22 protein-coding genes are annotated in these 22,534 nt (G+C 64.3%); 7 read left to right on the top strand and 15 right to left on the bottom strand.

Translation table 11 applies throughout. The features are described from left to right. The first annotated feature begins 17 nt into the window (after positions 1 to 17). From lpxA to lpxB, 3 genes are read left to right on the top strand one after another with little or no spacing between them, the layout of a single operon-like run. Positions 18 to 809 (top strand): acyl-ACP--UDP-N-acetylglucosamine O-acyltransferase, encoded by a 792-nt coding sequence (lpxA, locus tag IVB47_RS15070; protein ID WP_247462398.1) that lies wholly within the window; start codon positions 18 to 20, stop codon positions 807 to 809. 19 nt (positions 810 to 828) lie between these two features. Next, a complete protein-coding gene (gene lpxI / locus IVB47_RS15065; RefSeq protein ID WP_247463174.1) occupies positions 829 to 1,686 on the top strand; it encodes a UDP-2,3-diacylglucosamine diphosphatase LpxI in 858 nt (285 codons plus the stop codon). Continuing rightward, positions 1,683 to 2,867, top strand: coding sequence for a lipid-A-disaccharide synthase (lpxB, locus tag IVB47_RS15060; RefSeq protein ID WP_247462396.1), 1,185 nt, complete (start codon positions 1,683 to 1,685; stop codon positions 2,865 to 2,867). The genes lpxI and lpxB overlap by 4 nt, the downstream gene beginning before the upstream one ends. 185 nt (positions 2,868 to 3,052) lie before the next feature. Here the strand turns inward: lpxB and IVB47_RS15055 are convergent, their stop codons facing one another. The 9 genes from IVB47_RS15055 to gltX all read right to left on the bottom strand — a co-directional run bounded on the left by IVB47_RS15055 (position 3,053) and on the right by gltX (position 13,049). Then, positions 3,053 to 3,583 (bottom strand): DUF1003 domain-containing protein, encoded by a 531-nt coding sequence (locus IVB47_RS15055; RefSeq protein WP_247462394.1) that lies wholly within the window; start codon positions 3,581 to 3,583, stop codon positions 3,053 to 3,055. Positions 3,584 to 3,766: 183 nt separating this feature from the next. Continuing rightward, positions 3,767 to 4,534 carry an SDR family oxidoreductase gene (locus tag IVB47_RS15050; RefSeq protein WP_247462392.1) on the bottom strand — a complete coding sequence of 256 codons (768 nt, stop codon included), beginning with the start codon at positions 4,532 to 4,534 and terminating at the stop codon, positions 3,767 to 3,769. After that, the gene (locus IVB47_RS15045) at positions 4,531 to 5,640 is read right to left on the bottom strand and encodes an ATP-binding cassette domain-containing protein (protein WP_027567142.1); all 1,110 of its coding nucleotides are present in this window, start codon (positions 5,638 to 5,640) and stop codon (positions 4,531 to 4,533) included. Before IVB47_RS15045 ends, IVB47_RS15050 begins: the two co-directional genes overlap by 4 nt. 10 nt (positions 5,641 to 5,650) lie before the next feature. Next, positions 5,651 to 6,508: a carbohydrate ABC transporter permease gene (locus IVB47_RS15040; RefSeq protein WP_027567141.1), complete on the bottom strand. Its 858-nt coding sequence runs from the start codon at positions 6,506 to 6,508 to the stop codon at positions 5,651 to 5,653. Beyond that, positions 6,501 to 7,424, bottom strand: a complete 924-nt coding sequence (locus IVB47_RS15035) for a sugar ABC transporter permease (protein ID WP_027567140.1) — start codon at positions 7,422 to 7,424, stop codon at positions 6,501 to 6,503. Before IVB47_RS15035 ends, IVB47_RS15040 begins: the two co-directional genes overlap by 8 nt. After that, positions 7,421 to 8,707, bottom strand: a complete 1,287-nt coding sequence (locus tag IVB47_RS15030) for an ABC transporter substrate-binding protein (protein ID WP_247462390.1) — start codon at positions 8,705 to 8,707, stop codon at positions 7,421 to 7,423. The genes IVB47_RS15035 and IVB47_RS15030 overlap by 4 nt, the downstream gene beginning before the upstream one ends. A gap of 57 nt (positions 8,708 to 8,764) precedes the next feature. Continuing rightward, entirely contained in the window at positions 8,765 to 9,943 is a 1,179-nt protein-coding gene (locus tag IVB47_RS15025; RefSeq protein WP_027567138.1) for an ROK family transcriptional regulator, read from the bottom strand. 177 nt (positions 9,944 to 10,120) lie between these two features. After that, positions 10,121 to 11,425, bottom strand: coding sequence for a citrate synthase (gene gltA, locus IVB47_RS15020; protein ID WP_027567137.1), 1,305 nt, complete (start codon positions 11,423 to 11,425; stop codon positions 10,121 to 10,123). Between the two features lie 196 nt (positions 11,426 to 11,621). Beyond that, positions 11,622 to 13,049 carry a glutamate--tRNA ligase gene (gene gltX / locus IVB47_RS15015; protein ID WP_247289606.1) on the bottom strand — a complete coding sequence of 476 codons (1,428 nt, stop codon included), beginning with the start codon at positions 13,047 to 13,049 and terminating at the stop codon, positions 11,622 to 11,624. 166 nt (positions 13,050 to 13,215) lie between these two features. Here gltX and IVB47_RS15010 point away from each other — a divergent pair, with 166 nt between their 5' ends. The 4 genes from IVB47_RS15010 to IVB47_RS14995 all read left to right on the top strand — a co-directional run bounded on the left by IVB47_RS15010 (position 13,216) and on the right by IVB47_RS14995 (position 17,992). Beyond that, positions 13,216 to 14,892 carry a glutamine--tRNA ligase/YqeY domain fusion protein gene (locus tag IVB47_RS15010; RefSeq protein ID WP_247462388.1) on the top strand — a complete coding sequence of 559 codons (1,677 nt, stop codon included), beginning with the start codon at positions 13,216 to 13,218 and terminating at the stop codon, positions 14,890 to 14,892. 19 nt (positions 14,893 to 14,911) lie between these two features. Continuing rightward, positions 14,912 to 15,298 (top strand): SgcJ/EcaC family oxidoreductase, encoded by a 387-nt coding sequence (locus IVB47_RS15005; protein ID WP_247462386.1) that lies wholly within the window; start codon positions 14,912 to 14,914, stop codon positions 15,296 to 15,298. An 85-nt stretch (positions 15,299 to 15,383) separates the two neighbouring features. After that, positions 15,384 to 15,617: a DUF2171 domain-containing protein gene (locus IVB47_RS15000; protein ID WP_007610829.1), complete on the top strand. Its 234-nt coding sequence runs from the start codon at positions 15,384 to 15,386 to the stop codon at positions 15,615 to 15,617. 95 nt (positions 15,618 to 15,712) lie between these two features. Next, complete coding sequence (locus IVB47_RS14995) at positions 15,713 to 17,992, top strand: ComEC/Rec2 family competence protein (protein ID WP_247462384.1); 2,280 nt, start codon at positions 15,713 to 15,715, stop codon at positions 17,990 to 17,992. A 139-nt stretch (positions 17,993 to 18,131) separates the two neighbouring features. Here the strand turns inward: IVB47_RS14995 and IVB47_RS14990 are convergent, their stop codons facing one another. The 6 genes from IVB47_RS14990 to IVB47_RS14965 form a co-directional block, all read right to left on the bottom strand. Further along, positions 18,132 to 18,566: a hypothetical protein gene (locus IVB47_RS14990; protein ID WP_247462382.1), complete on the bottom strand. Its 435-nt coding sequence runs from the start codon at positions 18,564 to 18,566 to the stop codon at positions 18,132 to 18,134. Between the two features lie 464 nt (positions 18,567 to 19,030). Continuing rightward, positions 19,031 to 19,732, bottom strand: coding sequence for a transcriptional repressor LexA (gene lexA / locus IVB47_RS14985; RefSeq protein ID WP_027567131.1), 702 nt, complete (start codon positions 19,730 to 19,732; stop codon positions 19,031 to 19,033). 175 nt (positions 19,733 to 19,907) lie between these two features. Then, positions 19,908 to 21,119 carry a gephyrin-like molybdotransferase Glp gene (gene glp / locus IVB47_RS14980; RefSeq protein WP_247462381.1) on the bottom strand — a complete coding sequence of 404 codons (1,212 nt, stop codon included), beginning with the start codon at positions 21,117 to 21,119 and terminating at the stop codon, positions 19,908 to 19,910. A gap of 219 nt (positions 21,120 to 21,338) precedes the next feature. Further along, complete coding sequence (locus IVB47_RS14975) at positions 21,339 to 21,530, bottom strand: hypothetical protein (RefSeq protein WP_027567129.1); 192 nt, start codon at positions 21,528 to 21,530, stop codon at positions 21,339 to 21,341. Between the two features lie 168 nt (positions 21,531 to 21,698). Next, positions 21,699 to 22,325 carry an HAD family phosphatase gene (locus tag IVB47_RS14970; protein WP_247462378.1) on the bottom strand — a complete coding sequence of 209 codons (627 nt, stop codon included), beginning with the start codon at positions 22,323 to 22,325 and terminating at the stop codon, positions 21,699 to 21,701. 14 nt (positions 22,326 to 22,339) lie between these two features. Further along, positions 22,340 to 22,534, bottom strand: a 195-nt coding sequence (locus tag IVB47_RS14965; RefSeq protein ID WP_247462376.1) for an alpha-hydroxy-acid oxidizing protein, incomplete at its 5' end; no start/stop codon positions are given.

Raw genomic sequence — 22,534 nt, 5'->3', positions numbered from 1 at the left:
ATGAGTCAGATTGCTTGATGAGTAAGATTGATCCCACCGCACGGATCGCGGACGGCGCAGTAATCGGCGAGGGCACCGAGATCGGGCCCTTCTGCATCATCGGCGAGAACGCCGTGATCGGCGCGAACTGCAAGCTGATCGGACATGTGCATATCACCGCGCAGACCACGATCGGTGACGATTGCACCATCTATCCGTTCGCTTCGCTCGGTACGCCGCCGCAATCACTCAGCTATCGTGGCGAATTGACGAAGCTCAAGATCGGTTCGGGCTGCACGATCCGCGAGTCCGTGACCATGAACGCCGGCACGGTCGCAGGCGGCGGCATCACAGAGGTCGGCGACCGCAACTATTTCATGAATTGCAGCCATGTCGGCCATGACTGCCATGTCGGCAACGACGTGATCTTCGCGACCTCGGCCACGCTCGGCGGTCACTGCGAGATCGGCGATTTCGTCTTCATCGGCGGTCTGTCCGCGGTGCACCAGTTCACCCGCATCGGCCCGCAGGTTATGGTCGGCGGGGTGTGCGGCGTGCGCGACGATGTCATTCCGTTCGGCCTCGTCAACGGCCAGTATGCCGTGCTCGAAGGCCTCAACCTGATCGGCATGAAGCGGCGCAAGTTCACCAAGCAGCGGCTTGCGACCGTGCGCGCGTTCTACCAGAAGCTCTTCCATGGCCCCGCTACCTTTGCCGAACGCCTGGAGGCGGCGCGGCCGCTCGCCGGTGACGATCCGGCGATCGGCGAAATCCTCGACTTCATCGGCAAGGGCAAGCGCCCGCTCTGTCTTCCCGCCATCGCGAAGTGATGATGCGATGGCCCCGGGCATGACATCGGCGGCTTCGGAGATTTCATCGCCGGTCGGCGTGGTCGCTGGCGGCGGCGCGATGCCGTTCGCGGTTGCCGACTCGCTCGCTGCCCGCGGCATCACACCAGTGCTGTTTCCCCTTCGGGGGGCCTGCGATCCGGCACGGGTGGAAAAATTCCGTCATCGATGGATCTCGGTCGGCCAGCTCGGCCGCGCCATGCGGCTGTTTCGCGAGGAGGGCTGCCGCGACCTGATCTTCATCGGCACGCTGGTACGGCCTTCGCTATCGGAGGTCCGGGTCGACTTCACGACGCTCCGGCTGCTTGGCAATGTCATCCGCGCCTTCCGCGGCGGCGACGATCATTTGTTGTCCGGCGTCGGGCGCATTCTCGAGCAGGGCGGCTTTAGGATGGTGGGCATCAAGGATGTCGCGCCCGACCTCTTGATGCCCGAGGGCTGCATCAGCCGCGCCTGGCCGAGCGACACCGGCAAGACCGACATCGAGCGCGGCCGCGCGGTGCTGACCGCGCTCGGTCCGTTCGACATCGGCCAGGCCGCGGTCGTGATCGATGGTCATGTGGTGGCGGTCGAGGATATCGAGGGCACCGATGCGCTGCTCGCGCGCGTGGCACGGCTGCGCGAAGAGGGCCGCATCCGCGCCGCCTCCGGGCGGGGCGTGCTGGTGAAGGTCCCAAAGAGCGGGCAGGATTTGCGCTTCGACCTGCCGACGATCGGACCGCGCACCCTCGAAGGCGTCGCCGCCGCAGGGCTCGCAGGCATTGCCGTCGTCGCCGGCAACACCATCGCGGCCGAGCCGCAGGCAATGATCGCACTCGCCGACGCCAAATATCTCTTCGTCATCGGCCTGCCGGCGTGATGCAGGGTCGCGATCCCAAGCGCAAGATATTCCTGATCGCCACGGAGGAATCCGGCGACCGGCTCGGTAGCGCCTTGATGAAGGTGCTGCGCCAGCGGCTCGGCGACGGCGTGCAGTTCGTGGGCGTCGGGGGCCACACCATGGCCCGCCAAGGGCTCGAGACGCTGTTTCCGATCGAGCAGCTCTCGATCGTCGGCTTCGCCGCGGTCGTGCAGCAATTGCCGAAGATCCTGCGGCTGATCCGCGAGACCGCGGAGGCCGTGACCGAAGCCGCGCCGGACGCGCTCGTCATCATCGACAGCCCCGACTTCACCCACCGTGTCGCCCGCCGCGTGCGGGCGCGCAATCCGGCGATTCCGATCGTCGACTACGTCTCGCCACAGCTCTGGGCCTGGCGACCGGGACGGGCGCGGACCATGCTCGGCTATGTCGATCATGTGCTCGGCCTGTTGCCGTTCGAGCCGGAGGAATATCGCAAGCTCGGCGGGCCGCCATGCAGCTATGTCGGCCATCCCCTGATCGAGCAATTGCCCTCGCTGCGGCCGAACGCGGAGGAGCAGGCGCGTCGCGACGGCGAGCCGCCGGTCTTGCTGGTGTTGCCCGGCAGCCGTCGCAGTGAGATCAGGCACCATCTCGACGTGTTCGGGGCGACGCTCGGCCGATTGCGGACGGACGGCCGCGCGTTCGAACTGATGCTGCCAACCATGCCGCATCTCGAAGCCACCATTCGTGAAGGCATCGCGAACTGGCCGGTCAAGCCTCAAATTGTGGTCGGCGAGAACGAGAAGCGCGCCGCCTTCCGCATCGCGCGCGCGGCATTGGCAAAATCCGGCACTGTGACGCTGGAGCTCGCGCTATCGGGCATTCCGATGGTGACGGCCTATCGCGTCGGCGCGATCGAAGCCTTCATCCTGCGCCGCGCGATCCGCGTCTCCTCGGTGATCCTCGCCAATCTCGTGATCGGCAAGGATGTCATCCCGGAGTTCCTGCAGGAAGACTGCACGCCAGAGAAGCTGGCGCCCGCGCTCACGGAGCTTCTGGCCGATTCACCGCTGCGCCGGCAGCAGGTGGAAGCGTTCGCCCAGCTCGATATGATCATGTCGACCGGCAACAAGTCGCCGAGCGTGCTCGCAGCCGACATCGTGCTGGCGACGATGCGCAAGGGCAGGCAGGCTAGCTAGGACGCGTACTCACAAACGTCGGCTTGCCAGCGCAAAGTGGAAGTCTCCCACCTAGAGCGCGATCGGCGGCTTGTGACTCAAAGCAGTCATTGAGTAGGAGCCGTCCGCGACTGTGGAAGACCCGCGTAACACTCGATCCCTAGAGGCAGCGACTCGCTTGACGGTCCAGCGACAAGGAAGGTCACCTAGGCCTTATGCGGCACCGCTTCGGCCTCGATAGCCGCGACAAGCTCGGGCGCAAGGTGCGCAGACAAACGTTGAATGATATTGAGTAGCTGTAAGATTTCCTGCTCACGCAAGGCGTCAATCTTGTTGTGCAGCAATTCGATTTCGAGTTCAGCCTTCACATTTATTCGGTAGTCGTGTTCTGCGTGCCTGCGATCAATCTCGGATTGACGGTTCTGGCTCATCATGATGATGGGCGCTGCGTAGGCTGCTTGGAAGGAAAGAACTAAGTTCAGCAAGATGAAGGGATAGGGGTCCCAATGATTGATGAATGCCATCATGTTCAGAACGATCCAGATGCCAAGTAGTACGCTCTGGATGATAATGAAACGCCAGGAGCCAACCGTTTCGGCCACCCGGTCAGCCAGGATCGCTCCCGGAGCTAGGGCAGGTTTGGGTGTGTTGCGTGCCGGCTTTTGCGCCCGAAGTTCTTGCAATCGCTGCTGATCCTCGAGACTTAGGTGTATTTTGTGGCTTTGCTCGCTGTTCATTTGCGTCCCCAGTAAACATCTGGGCGAGTAAGCGCTTTTTATTGCTCGCCGCTCCACGGTCATACTAGGGCCATTCCGTGCCGATGTCGCTTATTGGCCCAACTCGGACCCAAGGTGAGGTGCGCTCACGCGGCTGCTGTCGGAGACGGAGCGGACCTCTACGACAGCGGCTCGGTTCACGGTCTAGCCGAGACCAGCGTCGACCTGAAAACATTGGCGCGTGATGCGCCGGCTCTCATCGGAGGCGAGGAACAGCGCCATGTTCGCGATGTCGTCGGGCGTCACCGCGTCGGGAATGGCCTGACGCGTGCGCAACTCGGCGATCGTCTGGTCGTCCGGGTACCACAGCCGGCGCTGACGCTCCGTGATCACCATCCCCGGCGCTATCGCGTTGACGCGGATGCGGTCGGGCCCGAGCGACCGGGCCAGGGAGTTGGTGAAGCCGACGATCGCGGCCTTCGCCGCGGCGTAGACCGGCAGCCCCGGCGCGCCGCGCATCCAGGCAATCGACGACATGTTGATGATCGAACCGCCGCCGCGCGCCTGCATCTGCGGCACCACCGCTTGCGCGGCAAAGAAGACGTGCTTGAGGTTGACACCGATCATCCAGTCGAACTCGGCCGGGGTAACCCCGGCCAGCACCTGACGCTGATCATTGGCGGCGTTGTTGACGAGAACCGCGGCGTCGCCCAGCGATCCGTGCACCTGCGCCATGGCGTTGCGCAAGGCGTCGATGTCGAGGAGGTCGCACGGCACGAACAAGGGTCCGGTCCCGGACGCAGCTTTCACTTCCGCGACCAGCGCCCGGCCGGCTGCTTCATCGAGATCCAGGAACGCGACGCGAGCCTCTTGGGCGGCGAACGCCCGCACGAAGGCGGCACCGATGCCGCTGGCACCACCGGTGATCAACACCACGCGATCCCTAAGGCCGGCATAGCTCGTTTGTGTCATGCGATCAGTCGCTCCGTCTCGGGGTCGAACAGGCAGATGCGGCGCGTGTCGAGCGCGAACGGGGCGGCGGCTCCCGGTGTGGGGCGGATGTCCGGCGTGATGCGCGCCAGCGCAGGCTCGCCGCCAAGCCGCAGCAGCACGATCGTTTCGGCTCCCGTCGGCTCGACCATCTCCACCGGCGCGTGGACGACGACGGGTGGATCGGCGGAAAACACGCGGCTCCCCTCGGCGATGCATTCCGGCCTGATCCCGACCACCACGTCACGGCCGACAAAGGGGGCCGCCGCGTCGTATTGGCCAAGGCGGAGGCGGACCTCGTCCGGCCGTCCCGCGCCGATCACGACCACCGGGCCGCCGGAATCGGCGTCGAGCCGTGCCGGCATCGTGTTCATCGGCGGCGAGCCCATGAAACGCGCCACGAACAGATTCGCGGGATAGCGATACACGGTGTCAGGGTCGGCAAACTGCTGCACCACGCCCCGATGCATCACGGCGATGCGCGTCGCCATCGTCATCGCCTCGATCTGGTCGTGGGTGACATAGACGATGGTGGCCCCGATGCGCTGATGCAGCCGCTTGATTTCCATCCGCATCTCGACGCGCAGCTTGGCATCGAGATTGGAGAGCGGCTCGTCGAACAGGAAGAGCAGGGGATCGCGTACCAGCGCCCGGCCCATCGCCACACGCTGGCGCTGGCCGCCGGAGAGCTGCGAGGGCTTGCGGCCGAGCAGCGGCTCGATCTGGAGCAGCCGGGCCACGTTCGCCAGCGCCTTCTCCTGCTCCGCCTTCGGTACGTGGCGGCATTCCATGCCGAAGGTGATGTTCTGGCGCACCGTCATCGACGGATAGAGCGCGTAGGACTGGAACACCATGGCGATGTCGCGGTCCTTCGGCGGAATGTCGTTGACGATACGTCCGCCGATTTCCACGGTGCCTGCGCTCGGGAGGTCGAGCCCGGCGATGATGTTGAGCAGCGTGGACTTGCCGCAGCCGGATGGACCGACGAGCACGGTGAATTCACCGCTCTCGATGTCGAGATCGATGCCCTTCAGCACCTCCAGATTGGCGTAGCGCTTGGACAGGGAGCGAATGCTTAGGGCTGCCATGACAATCCGATCATTTCACGGCCCCGGCGGTGAGGCCGCGCACGAAATACTTGCCGCCGATCAGATAGATCAGCAGGGTCGGCAGGGCGGCGATCATCACCGCCGCGCTTTGCACGCCATGTTGCGGGATGTCGGCGACCGCGGCGGATAACGCGATCAGCGCGGCGGTGACCGGCTGCTGCTGACCGGTCGTGAATGTCACGCCGTAGAGAAACTCGTTCCAGATATGCGTGAACTGCCAGATCACGGTGACGACCAGAATAGGCGGCGAGAGTGGCAGGATGATGCGCCAGAAAATACGAAAGAACCCGGCGCCATCGATGCGCGCAGCTCTTATCAAATCCTGCGGGATGGCAGTGTAGTAGTTTCGGCAGAACAAGACGGTAAAGGAGAGCCCCTGGATCGTATGGATCACGACCAGGCCAGTCAGCGTATTCATCAGGCCCGTATCGCGCAACACGATGGTCCAGGGAAGCAAGCGCATCTGCTGGGGAAGGAAGAGCCCAAGAGTCACGATGCCGTAGATCCAGCTATCGCCGCGAAAGCGCCAGAGCGATATGGCATAACCGGCGACAGCACCAAGCAGGGTCGAGAAAATCGTCGCGGGGATCGTGACCAGCGCGGAGTTCAGCATGTACGGCCGGATGCCGGCGCAGGTCTCGGCGACGCAGAAACCGCTCCAGGCCGCGGCGTAGTTGCTCCATGCCCATTGCTTCGGCCAGCCGATCATCGAGGCCTGCGCGATCTCCTCGTTGGTACGGAGCGAATTCAGGACGACAACAGCCAATGGCGCGAGCCACGCTGCAGCGACCAGCGAGACGACGAGATAGATCAGGATCCGGCCTGGCGCGATGGTTCGCTCACGCATGGATCGCCCGCCGCCGCTGGACATAGCGCCACGCTGCATAGGGCAGTAAAACCGCGAGAAGAATGAGCAACATGAGCACTGCCGCCGCCGCTCCCCGTCCGAGCAGGCTGCGCTGGAACATCAGGTCGTAGACGACGAGGGCCGGCAGCTGGGTCGCGATCCCGGGTCCGCCGTTGGTGAGCGCGCGGACGAGGTCGAAGGTCGAAATCGCGAACTGCAGCTGGATGACGATGACGGTGATGGTGATCGGCCAAAGGGTCGGCAGGATGACCCGCCGGTACATTCGGATCGGTCCGGCGCCGTCGATCTGCGCGGCCTTGATCAGGTCGGCGTCGACGGAGCGGAGGCCGGCCAGGAACAGCGCCATGGCGAAACCGGAGGATTGCCAGATCGCAGCGATAACGATGGTCCAAATAGCCATATCGCGATCGATCAGCCAGTCGAACCGGAAGGAGGTCCAGCCGAGGTCGCGGACCAGCTTCTGGATTCCGAGGCCAGGATTGAGCAGCCAACTCCAGACCGTGCCGGTGACCACGAATGACACCGCCAGAGGATAGAGGAAGATAGACCGCAGCAGGTTCTCGCCGCGAATGCGCTGATCGAGCAGGATCGCAAGGATGAGGCCGGTCGCCAGGCTCAGCAACACGAAGGCGCTGCCAAACAGCAGCAGATTGTCCAAGGCAATCTGCCAGTTCCGCGATGCTGCAACCGAAGAATAGTTGCGCAAACCGACCCAGCCCGAGACCGGGACCAGAGTGGACGGCGTGAACGATATCCAGATCGTCCACAGCGTAAACGCAATGAGATGCGCGGCGGACAACAGCAGCGGCACCCAGATCGTCAAATATTCGGGCAGCCGGCGTACCCAGTCAGCGGCCGCCGGCCGGCCCGGTGTTGTCGAGACGGCGATCGTCAACGTGAGCTCTCGACGGCGTCGGCGAGGCGTACGGCCGCCTGCTCCGGCTTGATCGTCTTGTTCTTCACGTACTCCGTGATCACGTCGATGATCGCTGCGGTCATGCCGTTTTCCTGCGCCATGTTGTGCGCAAGACTGAGGACGGCCTGATTGCTGGCGATCGCGTCTTTCAGGGCTGCTGCGGTCCGCCGTTGACCGTCCGACCAGCCTTCGCCGGAGAGATCGACATCGGTGCGCACAGGGATCGATCCCGTGATTTGCGAATACATGGTCTGGATCGCTGGATCCATGACGAGCTGGGCCATCAGCGTCTGGCCGGCTTGCAAATCGGGCTCCTTGCGCTGCCAGAATATGAAGGCATCGGCATTCAACAGGAAGACCGGCTTGCTATTGTCGCTCGGCCCCGGGGCGATAATGAAGTCCTCGAACTTGAAGCCGGCGTTGCGCAAGACGCCCTGCGCCCACCCGCCCATGATCATCATGCCCATGTCGCCGTCGACAAAGCGCTTTAGATTTGTCGAAAAGTGCTGGGCGCCGACGTTGGGGTCCATCCAGTCGGCAATCTTGCGCACCTGTACGAAGGCCGCCTTTATCTCGGGGCCCTCCAGGGCCTTCTTGTCGAGGTTCATGATGGCTGCGCGGTAGGCGGTGGGACTGATGCCCGCCAAAGCGGCCTCGAATTTTTGGCCGTCGTCCGCGCGGGTGCCACCGTTGGCGATGGGATAGGGGACGCCGCCTGCTTTCATCTTCTCGGCGAGGTCGTTGAACTCAGCCCATGTGACGGGAATCTTGTCGGCCTTGGCCTTGTCCATCGCGCGTTTGGAGAGAAACAGCATGTTGGTGCTGTAGATCTGCAACGGCAGCGCAATCCACTTGCCCCCCGGCTTGTGCAATTTCGCAAGGTCTGGAGCGACAACCTTCTCGTAGCCGGCGGCAGCGACGACGGCATCGAGATCGACCGTTGGGGCAATCTTCGACCAGGCCGCGATCTCGGGACCTTTGAGCTGCGAGCAGGCCGGTGGATCGCCGGCCATGATCTGGGCACGCAGCTTGTTCATCATCTCGGTGGTGAAGCCGGGGACGGGCGAGTGCTGCCAAACTCCGCCTTTCTCCTCGAACTTCTTGCCGAGCGCCGTGATGGCCGCCCCGTCGCTGCCTGCGGACCATTGCGAGATCGCAGTCAGACGCGGCTTGATCGCGCCTTGCGCGCGGGCAAATGCCGGCAGCGCGAGCGCGGCCGCAGATCCGGCGAGCAGACGGCGCCTTGTTGTCGTGATCGGCATGGCAAGTTCCTCCCGGTGTGAACTCTTTCGCGCGAGCGCCGCGCGGCATCAGGTATCTCAGGCGGCCTCGCTCGATGCGGCCGGCATGCCGCCGCGGCAAGCGAGGCAGAAAGCCGCGAACGCCAGCGCCGCCCGCGGATCGTTGCCATTCGACGGCGGCACGAAAGCGAGCGACACTTGCGCGTGCTTGCGGCCGCCCAACAGACAGGCGTCGATCCCCTCGACGAGCGCGTTGCGATCGTCCTCGGCGAGAAGCGACGGCCAGCCGCTGATCGCGACGCCCTTGCAGGGCTTCACGTTCAGCGTGTTGCCGATCGCAAGGCCAAGCCGGAATAGCCGCCGGCGCAATTCCTGCCGCACGCGCGATGAGAGCGGCATCGCGGTCACCCATTCGCTGCCGAGCTGAAGCAATTCGGCTTCCGCGACGCCAAGAAGCTCGGCCAGGGCCGGAAGCGACGTATAGGCCTCGACGCAGCCATGATGACCACAGCGGCAAATTGGTCCGTCGGCTCCGAACACCATGTGGCCGAGCTCGACCGGCTGGAGAGCATCGTCCTCGATCGGATCATCCATCCAGGTGCCCGCGACGCCCTGACCGACAAATACGAAGAGATGCGCCCCGCTGAATGGATAGTTCTCCGTGCGGCAACGGTGAAAAATGGCGTGCGCGACGACGGAGTTGGTGAACTCGACCGGCACGCCGGCAAAATTTTCGCCGAACATCTCGCTGATGCGCCCGACGTCGCAGGGGATGATCGGATTGCCTGACGCGCCCAGTCGTCCGAGACCTGGAATGGAGACGCCGATCTGCGCGAGGGGGATGCGCCGGCGCCGCGTCCAGTCGTGCAGCAATGTCATCGCCTCGCGAAACGCCCGGCCGACGGTCGCGACGGTCGGCGTCTTCGGTAGCGGCACATGCCAGGTGTGGTGCAGTTCGCCCGATAGGCCCCCGACGCCGACGCTGAGCCGCTGGGTGGTCAGCTCAAACGCCGCGAGCGCCACCTCGCCATCGAGCGACACGAGGCCCGTCGGGCCACCGACGTAAGGGGCAGGGCGCCGCACTTCCTCGATCAGGCCTTCGGCCTTCAGGTCGAACAGGATGCGCGACAGGCTCGCTTCCGACAGGCGCACGGCCTTGGCCAGCGGCGGCCGGAACGACCCGCCGGACTGAAGCAGATGAGTCAAAATGGCAGCACGCGTCTGCCGCCGACTTCTCGGCTGCTCCGGCATTTCCATCCCTGTCGTCATTCTTACTTAGAGTAAGAATTTGCGCGCGAAGCGTTTCGACGTCAAGCGCCGGCCGAGGCATTGCGCCGACTTGTTGTTGTGCGCGGCAGCAAGATTGTATCGGCGCAAAGCAAAAAACGGCGCCATCCGGAGATGGCGCCGCTTCGAAAGCCGTGATGGCTCGACTTACTTCCGGTCCTTGATCGCGACGTAGTCGCGGCGGGTGACGCCGGTGTAGAGCTGGCGCGGACGGCCGATCTTCTGCTGCGGATCCTCGATCATCTCGCTCCACTGGCTGATCCAGCCGACGGTGCGGGCGACCGCGAACAGCACGGTGAACATCGAGACCGGGAAGCCCATCGCCTTCAGCGTGATGCCCGAATAGAAGTCGACGTTCGGGTAGAGCTTGCGGTCGATGAAGTACTGGTCGCTGAGCGCGATCTTCTCGAGTTCGAGCGCCACCTTCAGCATCGGATCGTCGCCATGGCCGGTCTCCTTGAGCACGGCGTGACACATCTTCTGCATGATCTTGGCGCGCGGATCGTAGTTCTTGTAGACGCGGTGACCGAAGCCCATCAGGCGGACTTCAGAGTTCTTGTCCTTCACCTTGGCGATGAACTCGGGGATCTTGTCGACCGAGCCGATCTCGGCGAGCATCGCCAGCGCTGCTTCGTTGGCGCCGCCATGCGCCGGGCCCCACAGGCAGGCGATGCCGGCGGCAATGCAGGCGAACGGGTTGGCGCCGGAGGAGCCGGCGATACGCACCGTCGAGGTCGAGGCATTCTGCTCATGGTCGGCGTGCAGGATGAAGATCTTGTCCAGTGCATCCGCAAGCACCGGGTTGATCTTGTAGTCCTCGCACGGCACGGCGAAGCACATATGCAGGAAGTTCTCGGCGAACTTCAGCGAGTTCTTCGGATACACGAAGGGCTGGCCGACCGTGTACTTGTAGGCCATCGCAGCCAGCGTCGGGATCTTGGCGATCATGCGCATGGAGGCGATCATGCGCTGCTTCGGATCGTTGATGTCGGTTGAGTCGTGATAGAACGCGGCGAGCGCGCCGACAGCCGCCACCATGATCGCCATCGGATGGGCGTCGCGGCGGAAGCCCTGGAAGAAGCGGGCCATCTGCTCGTGCACCATCGTGTGATGGATCACGCGGTCGTCGAAATCCTTCTTCTGCGCGGCGGTCGGAAGCTCCCCGAACAGCAGCAGATAGCAGGTCTCGAGGAAGTCGCCATTCTCGGCGAGCTGCTCGATCGGATAGCCGCGGTATTCCAGCACGCCCGCGTCACCGTCGATATAGGTGATCTTGGACTGGCAGCTCGCGGTCGAGGTGAAGCCCGGGTCGTAGGTGAACAGGCCGGATTGGCCGTAGAGCTTGCCGATATCGATGACGTCGGGCCCGACGCTGCCGCTGTGGATCGGAAGATCGAAATTCTTGTTTCCGACCGTCAGTGTGGCGGTCTTATTGCTTGGTTTTGCGTCCATCAGAGGTCCCCGATGTATGGTGAAACGGGCCGGACCCGGAGGCCCCGATGAGATATCGCGGGGCAGGCCGGATGTTCCAGAAGGTACGGCTGAGATGGGTATATTATTGCTGTGTGCGCTGCAAGATGGCGCCACGCATGGTCGACTTACGTCGTAGCCTGGTCCTTGGGCCCGGGTCCTTAGCGCGGTCCTCGGCCTATTCCGTGGCCTGATCTTTAAGCCGGCCCAGGCTTTCCTGGCGTCCCAGGACGTCCAAAACCTCGAATATGCCGGGCGACGTCGTCCGTCCCGTCAGCGCCGCCCGCAGCGGCTGGGCGACCGCGCCGAGCTTGAGACTATTTTCCTCGGCATAGGCGCGCAGCGCGGCTTCCGCATTGGCTGCGCTCCACATCTCGACTTTCTCCAGCGCGGAATGAAGCTGGCCGATCAGCTTGCGGTTCTCGGGCGTCAGCAGCGCTGCCGCCTTGGGATCAAGCTCCAACGGCCGGTCCGCGAAGATGAAATAGGCGCCGTCGATCAGCTCGATCAGCGTCTTGGCGCGCTCCTTCAGGGCCGGCATGGCCTTCAGCAGCTGCGCGCGCGTGGTGTCGTTTAACTTGGCCTTAAGCTCGTCGCGGCTGGGCACGACGTGGTCGAGCACGTCCTCGAACATCTTCACGAGTGATTGATCGTCGGCATTGCGGATGTAGTGGCCGTTGAGGTTTTCCAGCTTGGCGAAATCGAAGCGCGCTGCTGCGCGGCCGACGCTGGCGAGGTCGAACGCCGCGATCATCTCCTCGGTCGAGAAGATTTCCTGGTCGCCATGGCTCCAGCCGAGCCGGACGAGATAGTTGCGGAGCGCGGACGGGAGGTACCCCATGGCGCGGTAGGCGTCGACGCCAAGCGCGCCGTGCCTCTTGGAGAGCTTCGAACCGTCCGGGCCGTGGATCAGGGGGATGTGGGACATGCTCGGCAGCGTCCAGCCCATCGCGTCGTAGATCTGCTTTTGGCGGGCCGCGTTGATCAAATGGTCATCGCCGCGGATGACATGGGTGACACCCATATCGTGGTCGTCGACCACCACCGCGAGCATGTAGGTCGGGTTGCCATCGCCGCGCAGCAGGACGAGGTCGTCGAGATTCTCGTTCTGCCAGACCACGCGGCCCTGGACCTGATCTTCGATCACGGTCTCGCCGGTCTGGGGCGAGCGGAGCCGGATGGTGGGCTTCACGTCGGTTGGGGCCGTCGCCGGATCGCGGTCTCGCCACAGGCCGTCATAGAGGCGCGTGCGTCCCTCTGCGCGCGCCTTCTCGCGCATCGCGGTGAGCTCCTCGGCGCTCGCGTAGCAACGATAGGCCTTACCCTCGGCGAGCAGCTGCTCGGCGACCTCGCGGTGGCGGGCGGCGCGGCTGAACTGGTAGATAACGTCGCCATCCCAGCCGAGCTCCAGCCATTTCAGGCCGTCGAGGATGGCGCCGATCGCCGCCTCGGTGGAGCGCTCCCGGTCGGTATCCTCGATCCGTAGCAGCATCTTGCCGCCGTGCTTCTTCGCATAGAGCCAGTTGAACAGCGCCGTGCGCGCGCCCCCGATATGGAGGAAGCCGGTCGGCGAGGGAGCAAAGCGGGTGACGACGGGAGAGGTCATTCTTGGCAGGGCCTATGCATTGGAGGCGGTGGTATATAACAGGACCGGAGCATAACTAAAGCCCGGCAGCGGACCGCCAAGGGTTGCTTGAGACCTTGCTTAAGCCCTTGGCTCAGCCAAGGGAATTTGGCAGAAGGGCCGCTGATTTCCCTACAGGATTTTCGTAATGACAGAACCGGTGGCGAACGAGGTTGGGCGCGATTTCATTCGTGACATCATCCAGGCCGACCTCGATCAGGCCAAATACCGGGAGATCGTGACCCGGTTCCCGCCGGAGCCGAACGGCTATCTCCATATCGGCCACGCCAAGTCGATCGCGCTCAATTTCGGCATCGCCCAGGAGTTTCCGGGCCGCTGCCATCTGCGCTTCGACGACACCAATCCGGTCAAGGAAGAGCAGGAATATATCGATTCCATCCAGGCCGACGTGCGCTGGCTCGGCTTCGACTGGGGCAAGAACCTGTTCTTCGCTTCGGACTATTTCGATCGCCTCTATGAATGGGCGGAGCAGCTGATCCGAGACGGGCTTGCCTATGTCGACGACCAGACCCAGGAGGAGATCCGTCTTGCGCGCGGCACGCTGACCGAGCCCGGCAAGAACTCGCCGTTCCGCGATCGCACCGTGGATGAAAACCTCGACCTGTTCCGTCGCATGAAGGCGGGCGAATTCCCGAACGGCGCGCGCGTGCTGCGGGCCAAGATCGACATGGCTGCGGGCAACATCAATCTGCGCGACCCCGTGCTGTACCGCATCCTGCATGCGCACCATCCGCGCACCGGGACCAAGTGGAGCATCTATCCGAGCTACGACTATGCCCACGGCCAGTCGGACGCGATCGAAGGCATCACGCACTCGATCTGCACGCTGGAGTTCGAGGACCATCGGCCGCTCTATGACTGGTTCATCGAGAAGCTGCCGGTGCCCTCGAAGCCGCACCAGTACGAATTCGCGCGGCTGAACCTGACCTACACGCTGCTGTCCAAGCGCGTGCTGACCCAGCTCGTCCGCGAGGGCCATGTCGCGGGCTGGGACGATCCACGAATGCCGACCATGGCGGGGATGCGCCGCCGCGGCGTGCCGCCGGCCGCCCTTCGCGAATTCGTCAAGCGCATCGGCGTGGCGAAGGCCAACAGCGTTGTCGACGTCGGCATGCTCGAATTCTGCATCCGCGAGGAGCTCAACCGCACCTCGCAGCGGCGCATGGCGGTGCTGAAGCCGCTCAAGGTCGTGATCGAGAACTATCCGGAAGGGCAGACCGAGGAGCTCGAGGCGATCAACCATCCTGACGATCCCTCTGCCGGCACCCGGAAGATCACGTTCGGCCGCGAGCTCTATATCGAGCAGGACGACTTCATGGAGAACCCGCCGAAAAAGTTCTTCCGTCTGTCGCCGGGCAACGAGGTGCGGCTGCGCTACGCCTATTTCGTCAAGTGCACCGGCGTCATCAAGAACGATGCCGGCGAGGTGGTGGAGCTGCGCTGCACCTACGATCCCGCGACCAAGGGCGGTAACGCGCCCGATGGCCGCAAGGTCAAGGCCACCATGCACTGGCTGTCGGCGGCAACATCCGTGCCCGCGGAAATCCGCGTCTACAACCAGCTGTTTGCCAATCCGAGCCCGGACGCCTCGAATTTTGCGGCCGACCTCAATCCGCAGTCGCGGGAAATTCTCGCTGATGCCCGCGTCGAAGCATCGGTCGCCGAGAGCAATTCGACCGAGCCGATGCAGTTCGAGCGCCAGGGCTATTTCGTACGCGACAAGGACTCGACGCCCGGCAGATCGGTATTTTCCAGGACCATCGGTCTGCGCGACACGTTCGCGAAGGAAGTTGCCAAAGGCTGAAAAGAGCTGCGAGACCACAATGAGCAACGAAGCCGACGCCATCGTTTCCGCCATCATCGCGAAATGGCGCGCCGGCTTCGCCACGCTCGATGCGGCCGCGCTCTCATCGCTCTATGCGAGGAATGCGTTCTTCTTCGGCTCCAACCCAAAGCTCTACCGGGGCAGGGACGGCGTCGCAGACTATTTCAACGGCCTGCCACGCTGGCGCAAGCCGAGCGCGTTATTTTCCGAGGTGAAGGCGGCGCAGGCAGGTCCTGATCTGATCAATATGGCCGCGAGCATCTCGTTCGATCTCGCCGGCGAACGCCCCGATTTCTCGGTCAAGATGAGCTGGGTCATCATGCGCGAGGACGGCGACTGGAAGATCGTCAATCACCATGCTTCGTCGCAGGCGCCGCTGATCTGACCAGTGGAGCACACGACTTCGTCATCCTCGTGAGAGAACGAACATGCACCTCGCGCGTTGGGGTGGGCCCAATAAGGAACCCACCATGCAGAACATCGCAGAGCATATGGAAGTCATCGGCGCCGACGGCGTCCACATCGGCACCGTCGACAAGGTCGAAGGCAATCGCATCAAGCTGACCAAGAAGGACAGCGGCGAGGGCAGCCACAAGGGGCATCATCACTTCATCGACAAGGGCCTCGTCGCCGATATCGAGGGCAACAAGGTCCGGCTGTCGGCCAAGGCCGATGTCGCTGTGACGATGGAAGAGGAAAAGTAGCGATCGCAACCTTTCGTTCCTGATCCGTACCGCTATCCGCCCGCCTGCACGTTCCGGTAGCTTCTGACTTCGTTGCGTATCATCGAGTGCACGAAATGGCGGAGCCGGGCCGGCCGGTACGGTCGCAGGGGATCGCAGGGACGTGGCCCGCGGGCCGCACCGCGTCCGCGGGCGGCCTCGCGCCTGCAGGCCTCGACCTCTGGACCTCGCTGGCCGAGACCCTCCGCGCATGGCTACGCGCCGAGGCTGGCGCCGGGCGGCTGTTGCCGTGGGTGCCCGTAGCGTTTGGCTGCGGCATCGCGCTTTATTTCTCTGCCGATCACGAGCCGGTACTGTGGGTCGTTGCCACTACCGCCATCGCACTCCTGCTTGGCGCGGCTCTGTTGCGGCGGAGCCGGCTGTTCGCCCCAGCCATCATGATCGCGGCGGTCGCGGCCGGCTTTGCCGTCGCGACCTGGAAGACGGCGCGCATCGCCCACCCGGTGCTGGCAAAGGCGCTCTATTCGGTGTCGTTGTCGGGCTTTGTCGAGGCTCGCGACATCCGCGAGCGTACCGATCGTTTCGTGCTGCGCGTCACTGCGATGGAGGCGCAACGCAGCGACGTCACGCTTGAGCGCGTGCGCCTGTCGGTCCGCAAAGGCACCGCGCCGGAGGTCGGTAGCTTCGTTCAGCTGAAGGCACGGCTGATGCCGCCGCTCGCGCCGGTGCGGCCCGGCAGCTACGATTTTTCGCGTGACATGTTCTTCCAGGGCATCGGCGCCTCCGGCTTCGCGATGGGCGCGATCACGGTGGCGCCGCCGCCTGAGACCGCCGGCTTGCGGCTGCGTTATGCGGCCTTCATGCAAGGCCTGCGCGATGCGATCGATGCCCGCATCCGGGCGACGCTCGACGGCGACAACCGGGCGATCGCAACCGCGCTGCTTACCGGGCGGCGCGATGCGATCACCACGCCCGTCAACGATGCGATGTTCATCTCCGGTCTCGGCCACGTGCTCTCGATTTCCGGTTATCACATGGCCGTCGTTGCCGGTGTCGTGTTCTTCGCGGTGCGGGCGCTGCTCGCTCTGATCCCGGGACTTGCGGCCGGCTTCGCCATCAAGAAATGGTCGGCGGCCGCCGCGCTGGTCGCTGCTGCGTTCTACCTGCTGCTGTCAGGCGCGGAGGTCGCAACGCAAAGATCGTTCTTCATGACGGCGGTAGTGCTGATCGCGGTGATGGTCGATCGCCGCGCCATCACCTTTCGCACGCTTGCTGTCGCCGCGCTGATCGTGCTGGCGGTCGCGCCGGAAGCACTGGTGCATCCGAGTTTTCAGATGTCGTTTGCGGCAACGCTCGGGCTCGTCGCCTTGGTGCAGATCGGCATGCCCAATTTGTTTGCCTCGCCGGACCATTCGGCGACCGCGCGCATTGCGATGTGGGGTGGCCGCGAGATCGCGATGCTGTTCATGGCCTCGCTGATTGCGGGACTTGCGACCACGCCCTACGCCGCTTTCCATTTCCACCGTGTCACGCCGTTTGGCGTGCTTGCCAATCTCGGCGCGATGCCGGTGGTCTCGGCGCTGGTGATGCCGGCGGGATTGTTGGGGCTGCTTGCTGCGCCGTTCGGGCTGGACAGCGTGTTCTGGTGGCTGATGGGGATCGGCATCGAGTGGATGGTCGCGGTCTCGCGCTGGGTCGCGGCATTGCCGGGCGCGGTCGGCCGCATCCCGGCGTTCGGGATCACGCCGCTGATCGCGGCGAGCCTGGGAATCATTGTGCTAGGCTTGTTGCGCACGCCGCTACGCTGGTCCGGCGCCCTGGTCCTGCTGGCAGCGATCCTCTGGGGACTGTCGGCGCGGCAGCCCGACATCCTGATTGCCGGGGATGGCGCCAGCGTCGCGGTGCGGGGCAGGGACGGATATCTGCACCTGATCAGGACGAGCAAGGACAGCTTTTTGCTCAAGGAATGGCTCGCTGCCGACGCCGATCCGCGCGATGCCGGCAGAGCCTCGCTGGCCGACGGCGTGTCCTGTGACGAATCCGGCTGCGTGACGCCACTGGCCGACGGGAGGCTGGTCGCGCTGGCGCTGCGCGTCGACGCTCTCGCGGACGATTGCAGTCGGGCCGCGCTGGTGGTGACGGCACGTCCCGCGCCGCCCGATTGCGCGGCGATGGTGGTCGATCGGCAGCGGCTCGCCAGCCAGAGCGCGCTGGCGCTAACGCAGCGTGGTGACGGCTTTGTGGTTCAGGCGGTGAGGGCGAGAGGCACGAGCCGCCCCTGGTTGCCGGCCGGCGCTGGCGAGGGTGATTTCGACGGCAGCCTGGCGCCGAAGGCGACCGCGCCCCGCATCAAGGACGCGACGCCGGCGGAGACCGACTTGCAGGCCGACGATTGATCGGACGGTGCGGAGCGACGCAGTGGGTCGGTGCATGCGCTCGGATTTCGCCGGGCGCAAACTACACCAACTCGCCGGCCACGACCGGCGATGGCAATTCAATCCTGACCTCCGAGCTCGTAGCCGGAGGGCGGCTATGTCAGCCGATCGGCAGGTGCGTGACGGTCGGCTGCCGGTCGGCGATGATCTGCGTCTTGTGCTCGCGCTCCGTCACCGGCTGGGTCACGGGCAGTTGCAGCACGGTCGCGCGCTGGCCTTCGACGAGCTGCGTCACCAGCACATATTTGCCGTCGGGGAATTCGATCGCGTCGTGATGGCGGTCGGGAACGTGCGGATCGATCTTGCCGAACTTGCCCACGCGGGAATTGATGGTGCGCGTCCAGATCCAGCGATTGTCGTAGCGGACGTCGTCGGTGAAGGCGAGCTCCGTTCCCGGCAGCAGGCACACCGCAACAGACGGATCGGCTGCCGAGGCGAAGCCGCGCGTCGAGGTGCCGCGGAAGCTTGTCGTGACGATCGTCTCGCCGACTTCGGCGGGGCGCGACGCGACGGCATGCAGGCTGTAGTCACACATCGGGTGCTCCTCATGCTGGGATAGCAACCCGCGTCTCTTAATCGAGGCGCAGGCCTCTATCAGAGTTGAAGCATGAACGCTCTGCTTGGTTGTGGGCAAATCTGCGGCTGGTTTCCGCGAGCCGCGATCACATTATCTTTCCCGAATTCAATAGGAACAAAGCGAGTTGCGATGCATTCGGGAGGCCAGTGCGCGAATATCGCCGGCTTGACTGCAACGGTCGAGCTTGATCGCTGGCCGCTGTTTCCTCGAACACTTGCGCCGCGAACCAGTTCCGCTTCGTGGGCGTCGCGAGGAGCCAGCGCCGAAGGAGGGGCCGGATAGTCTGTGCAGAACCAGAAAGACTACCCAGCCGGAGCGGACGATGATCCGCTCCAATCCCTGACCGGCGATGCCGATCGGAAGCGCGCGCGGCGCCAAGCACCTCCGGTATGAAGTACTCCCGGTATCAAGGACGCCCGGTATCAGTACTTCCGGTAAAGCCCGATCAGCTTGCCCTGAATCTTCACCCGGTTGGGCGGCAGGATGCGGACCTCATAGGCCGCGTTGGCGGGCTCGAGCGCGATCGAGGCGCCGCGACGGCGGAAGCGCTTCAGCGTGGCTTCCTCGTCGTCGATCAGCGCCACCACGATGTCGCCGGTATCGGCGCTCTCGTTGCGCTGAATCAGCGCCATGTCGCCGTCAAGGATGCCGGCCTCGACCATGGAATCACCGCGCACTTCGAGCGCGTAATGCTCGCCCGAGCCGAGCATGTCAGGCGGTACGCTGATAGTATGGCTGCGGGTCTGCAACGCCTCGATCGGCGTGCCGGCCGCGATGCGGCCCATCACCGGCACCGCGACGGGACGTTCGCCGTCGTCCGCGGGCAGGCTGGAGCTCGCACGCACCTTGCCGAGATTGCCCTCGATGACGCTCGGCGTGAAGCCGCGGCGGCTGCCGGCGGCTGCCTGGAGCTCCGGCAGCTTGATGACTTCAATCGCACGGGCGCGGTTGGGCAGGCGTCGGATGAAGCCACGCTCCTCGAGCGCCGTGATCAGGCGATGGATGCCCGACTTCGAGCGCAGATCGAGCGCATCCTTCATCTCGTCGAAGGAGGGCGGCACGCCGCTTTCCTTCAGACGTTCACTGATGAACCGCAGAAGCTCGTATTGTTTGCGCGTTAACATCTCGACCAAAGTCCCCCGGTTGATGTCGTCCGATTCCGAGACGCAGAGTTCGGCAATAAGCCGCTACATGCTCGAAACAAATCATGAACGGACACTATATGTTCGATACATGTTCCGCAACTGCTTAATTTACCGTGAACAGAGCAAAGTTCGCGGAACGCGCATTGCCGGACGCTCAGACGGGGAGCCGCAACACTTCGCAAGCCGTGCCGGCTTCGGCCTTCGGCGCGAACGGTGCGCGCACGAGAAGTACCTGTGCTGCAGCGAGATTCGCAAGCAGCGAAGAGTCCTGATGATTGACGGGAAGAACGACGCGCGTGCCATCGTTACGCTCCTCCAGATGCGCGCGCAGATAGTCCTCGCGCTGGTCGTTGGCGCCGACGTCGCGGCCGAGCACGGCGCGTTCACGGCGATGGTGAATCACCGAACGGCCCGACAGGGCGCGAATCAGCGGCACCATGAACAGGAAAGCGCACACGTAGGACGACACGGGATTGCCCGGCAGGCCGATCACACCCATTGCGCCGAGCCGCCCGTGCATCATCGGCTTGCCTGGCCGCATCGCGATCTTCCAGAACGCCATTGCGATGCCTTCGACTCGCAGTGCCTGCTGGACCAGATCGTGGTCGCCGACCGATGCGCCGCCGGTCGTGATCAGGATGTCGGCGCCGCTCTCGCGGGCGCGGCGGATGCCGGCGGTGGTCGCCTCCAGCGTGTCGGCGGCAATACCGAGGTCGATGGTCTCGGCGCCCTCGCTGCGGGCGAGCGCGTGCAGGGCGTAGCCGTTGGAGTAGACGATCTGGCCGTGGCCGGGCATGGTGCCCGGCATCACCAGCTCGTCGCCGGTGGCGAGAATCGCGACTTTCGGACGCCTGAACACGCCAAGGTGCGGATGGTTCATCCCGGCGGCGAGGGCGAGGTCGCGCTCGGTGAGACGGCTTCCCTTGCGCAGGAGCACGTCGCCCTCGCGGAAATCGACGCCGGCGGGGCGGATGTGCCGACCGGCGATCGCGGCTTCCTTGATCGTGACACGCTTGCCGGCGGCGACGGTGTCCTCCTGGATCACGACGGCGTCCGCGCCACCGGGAACGACGCCGCCGGTGAAGATCCGCACGGCCTCGCCGGCGCCGACCATCCCCGCGAACGGTCGGCCCGCCGCGACTTCGCCGATGATGGTGAGCTCCGAATCGATCGTCGCGGCATCGGCCGCTCGCACCGCGTAGCCGTCCATCGCCGACATCGCCTGCGGCGGCTGCGTGCGCCGCGCCGCGACGTCACGCGCGAGCACGCGATGGTAGGCCTGGTCGAGGGAGATCATTTCCTCCGGCAGCGGCTCTGCACCCGCCAGCACCGCGGCAAGCGCGTCGGAAACCGGCATCAAGGCCACGGCGAAAACTCCTGCTCGGCACGTTCGGGCGAATGTTCCGCACGTCTTCTAGCCGAGCGCGGGCGCAGAGGCAAAACAGCCGAGCGGGTGCAGTCATCCCACCGCATTGTTCCGGAAGGCAGGATCAAGCGCGTTGCGGCATGATCCGAAGAACGTGCCAGATCGGCAGGACAATGGTCATGGCAAGACGAGAACGACGAGCGCCCCGGCCTGCATCGATCAGCTCCCTGGCTGCCCGTGAGTTACGTCGGGCGCCTTTGGTCCCTGATCCTTGTCGGGCAGCGGATCGGCCTGGGATTTCAGGTCGGCGGCCTTGCTCACAAGCTTGGCGGAAAGATCCGAATCTGAAGTTGTCCTGGCGAATTCAAGAAGAAGAGAGGCCTGCTTGGTGAGGTAGGTTTTGCCCAACACGATGATGCATCCGTCTGTAGAAGTCCCAACGGACTCTAGAGTCCGGAAGACGGTATTCCGTTCCGGGAACTCTGTATAAAAATGCACAAAGTGATCGGGTTCCTAAACTTCTTCAAAATTAGTCGCGTTGGGCCGCATCTCCGGGGGTCTCGCGGCGGCAGATCGTCGTCAGATGCCCAATGCTTTCAATGCGTTCCCGACGTCACGCGGCGAGGTCACATGCACGGCCGTCAAGCCGCGCGCCCGCGCTCCCTCGATGTTTTCGGCAAGATCGTCGAAGAACACGATGCGTCCGGCGGGCACGCCGATCGCCGCGACGACGTGGTCGAAGGCCTCCGCATCCGGTTTGCGCAAGCCGATGCTGGACGACAAATACAGCTCGCGGAAATGGCCGAGGAGGTCGGCATATTCCCTCGAGAAATGGTCTACGTGTGGCCGGTTGGTGTTGGAGAAAGCGTACAGCGGCATCTGCTTCGCTGCGCGAGGCAGCAGCGCGGCGATGTCAGGCATTTCGCCGGCGAAGATCGCGTTCCAGCCTTCCAGGAACTGCGCATCCGAAATGCCGATTCCGAGCGAGGCTCGCAGTGAGGCGAAATAGTCCTCATCGCTGATCTTGCCCATCTCGTGCAACCGATAGGCTTCGCTGTCCCGCACATAGCGCGCGACGATGGCTTCAGGCTTGCAGCCGGCATGTGCCGCCCAACAGGCGATCGCCTTGGAGAAATCGATATCGAGCACCACGCGGCCGAGATCGAACAGAAGCGCATCCGCGCTGCCGGGAGAGAGCGATGTCACCTGCGTCCTTTCACTCAGTATCGATACGGCTCGTGGTCGAACAGCGGAAACGCGCTGAACACACTCGGCGCGTTGGTTGCGGTCGCCTGGTGCAGGCAGGATTTGCTGACCTCGGCGAACGAGGTCGCACCCAAGAGGCCGAGGCAGCGCAGCACTTCGTCCTCGAGCAGCTCCAGCATGCGCGCCACGCCGGCTTCGCCGGCCGCCGC

This window comes from Bradyrhizobium sp. 62 (assembly GCF_023073035.1).
Lineage (GTDB): Bacteria > Pseudomonadota > Alphaproteobacteria > Rhizobiales > Xanthobacteraceae > Bradyrhizobium.
The sequence above is the reverse complement of the archived record's forward strand: the minus strand, read 5'-3'. Positions and strand labels throughout refer to the sequence as shown.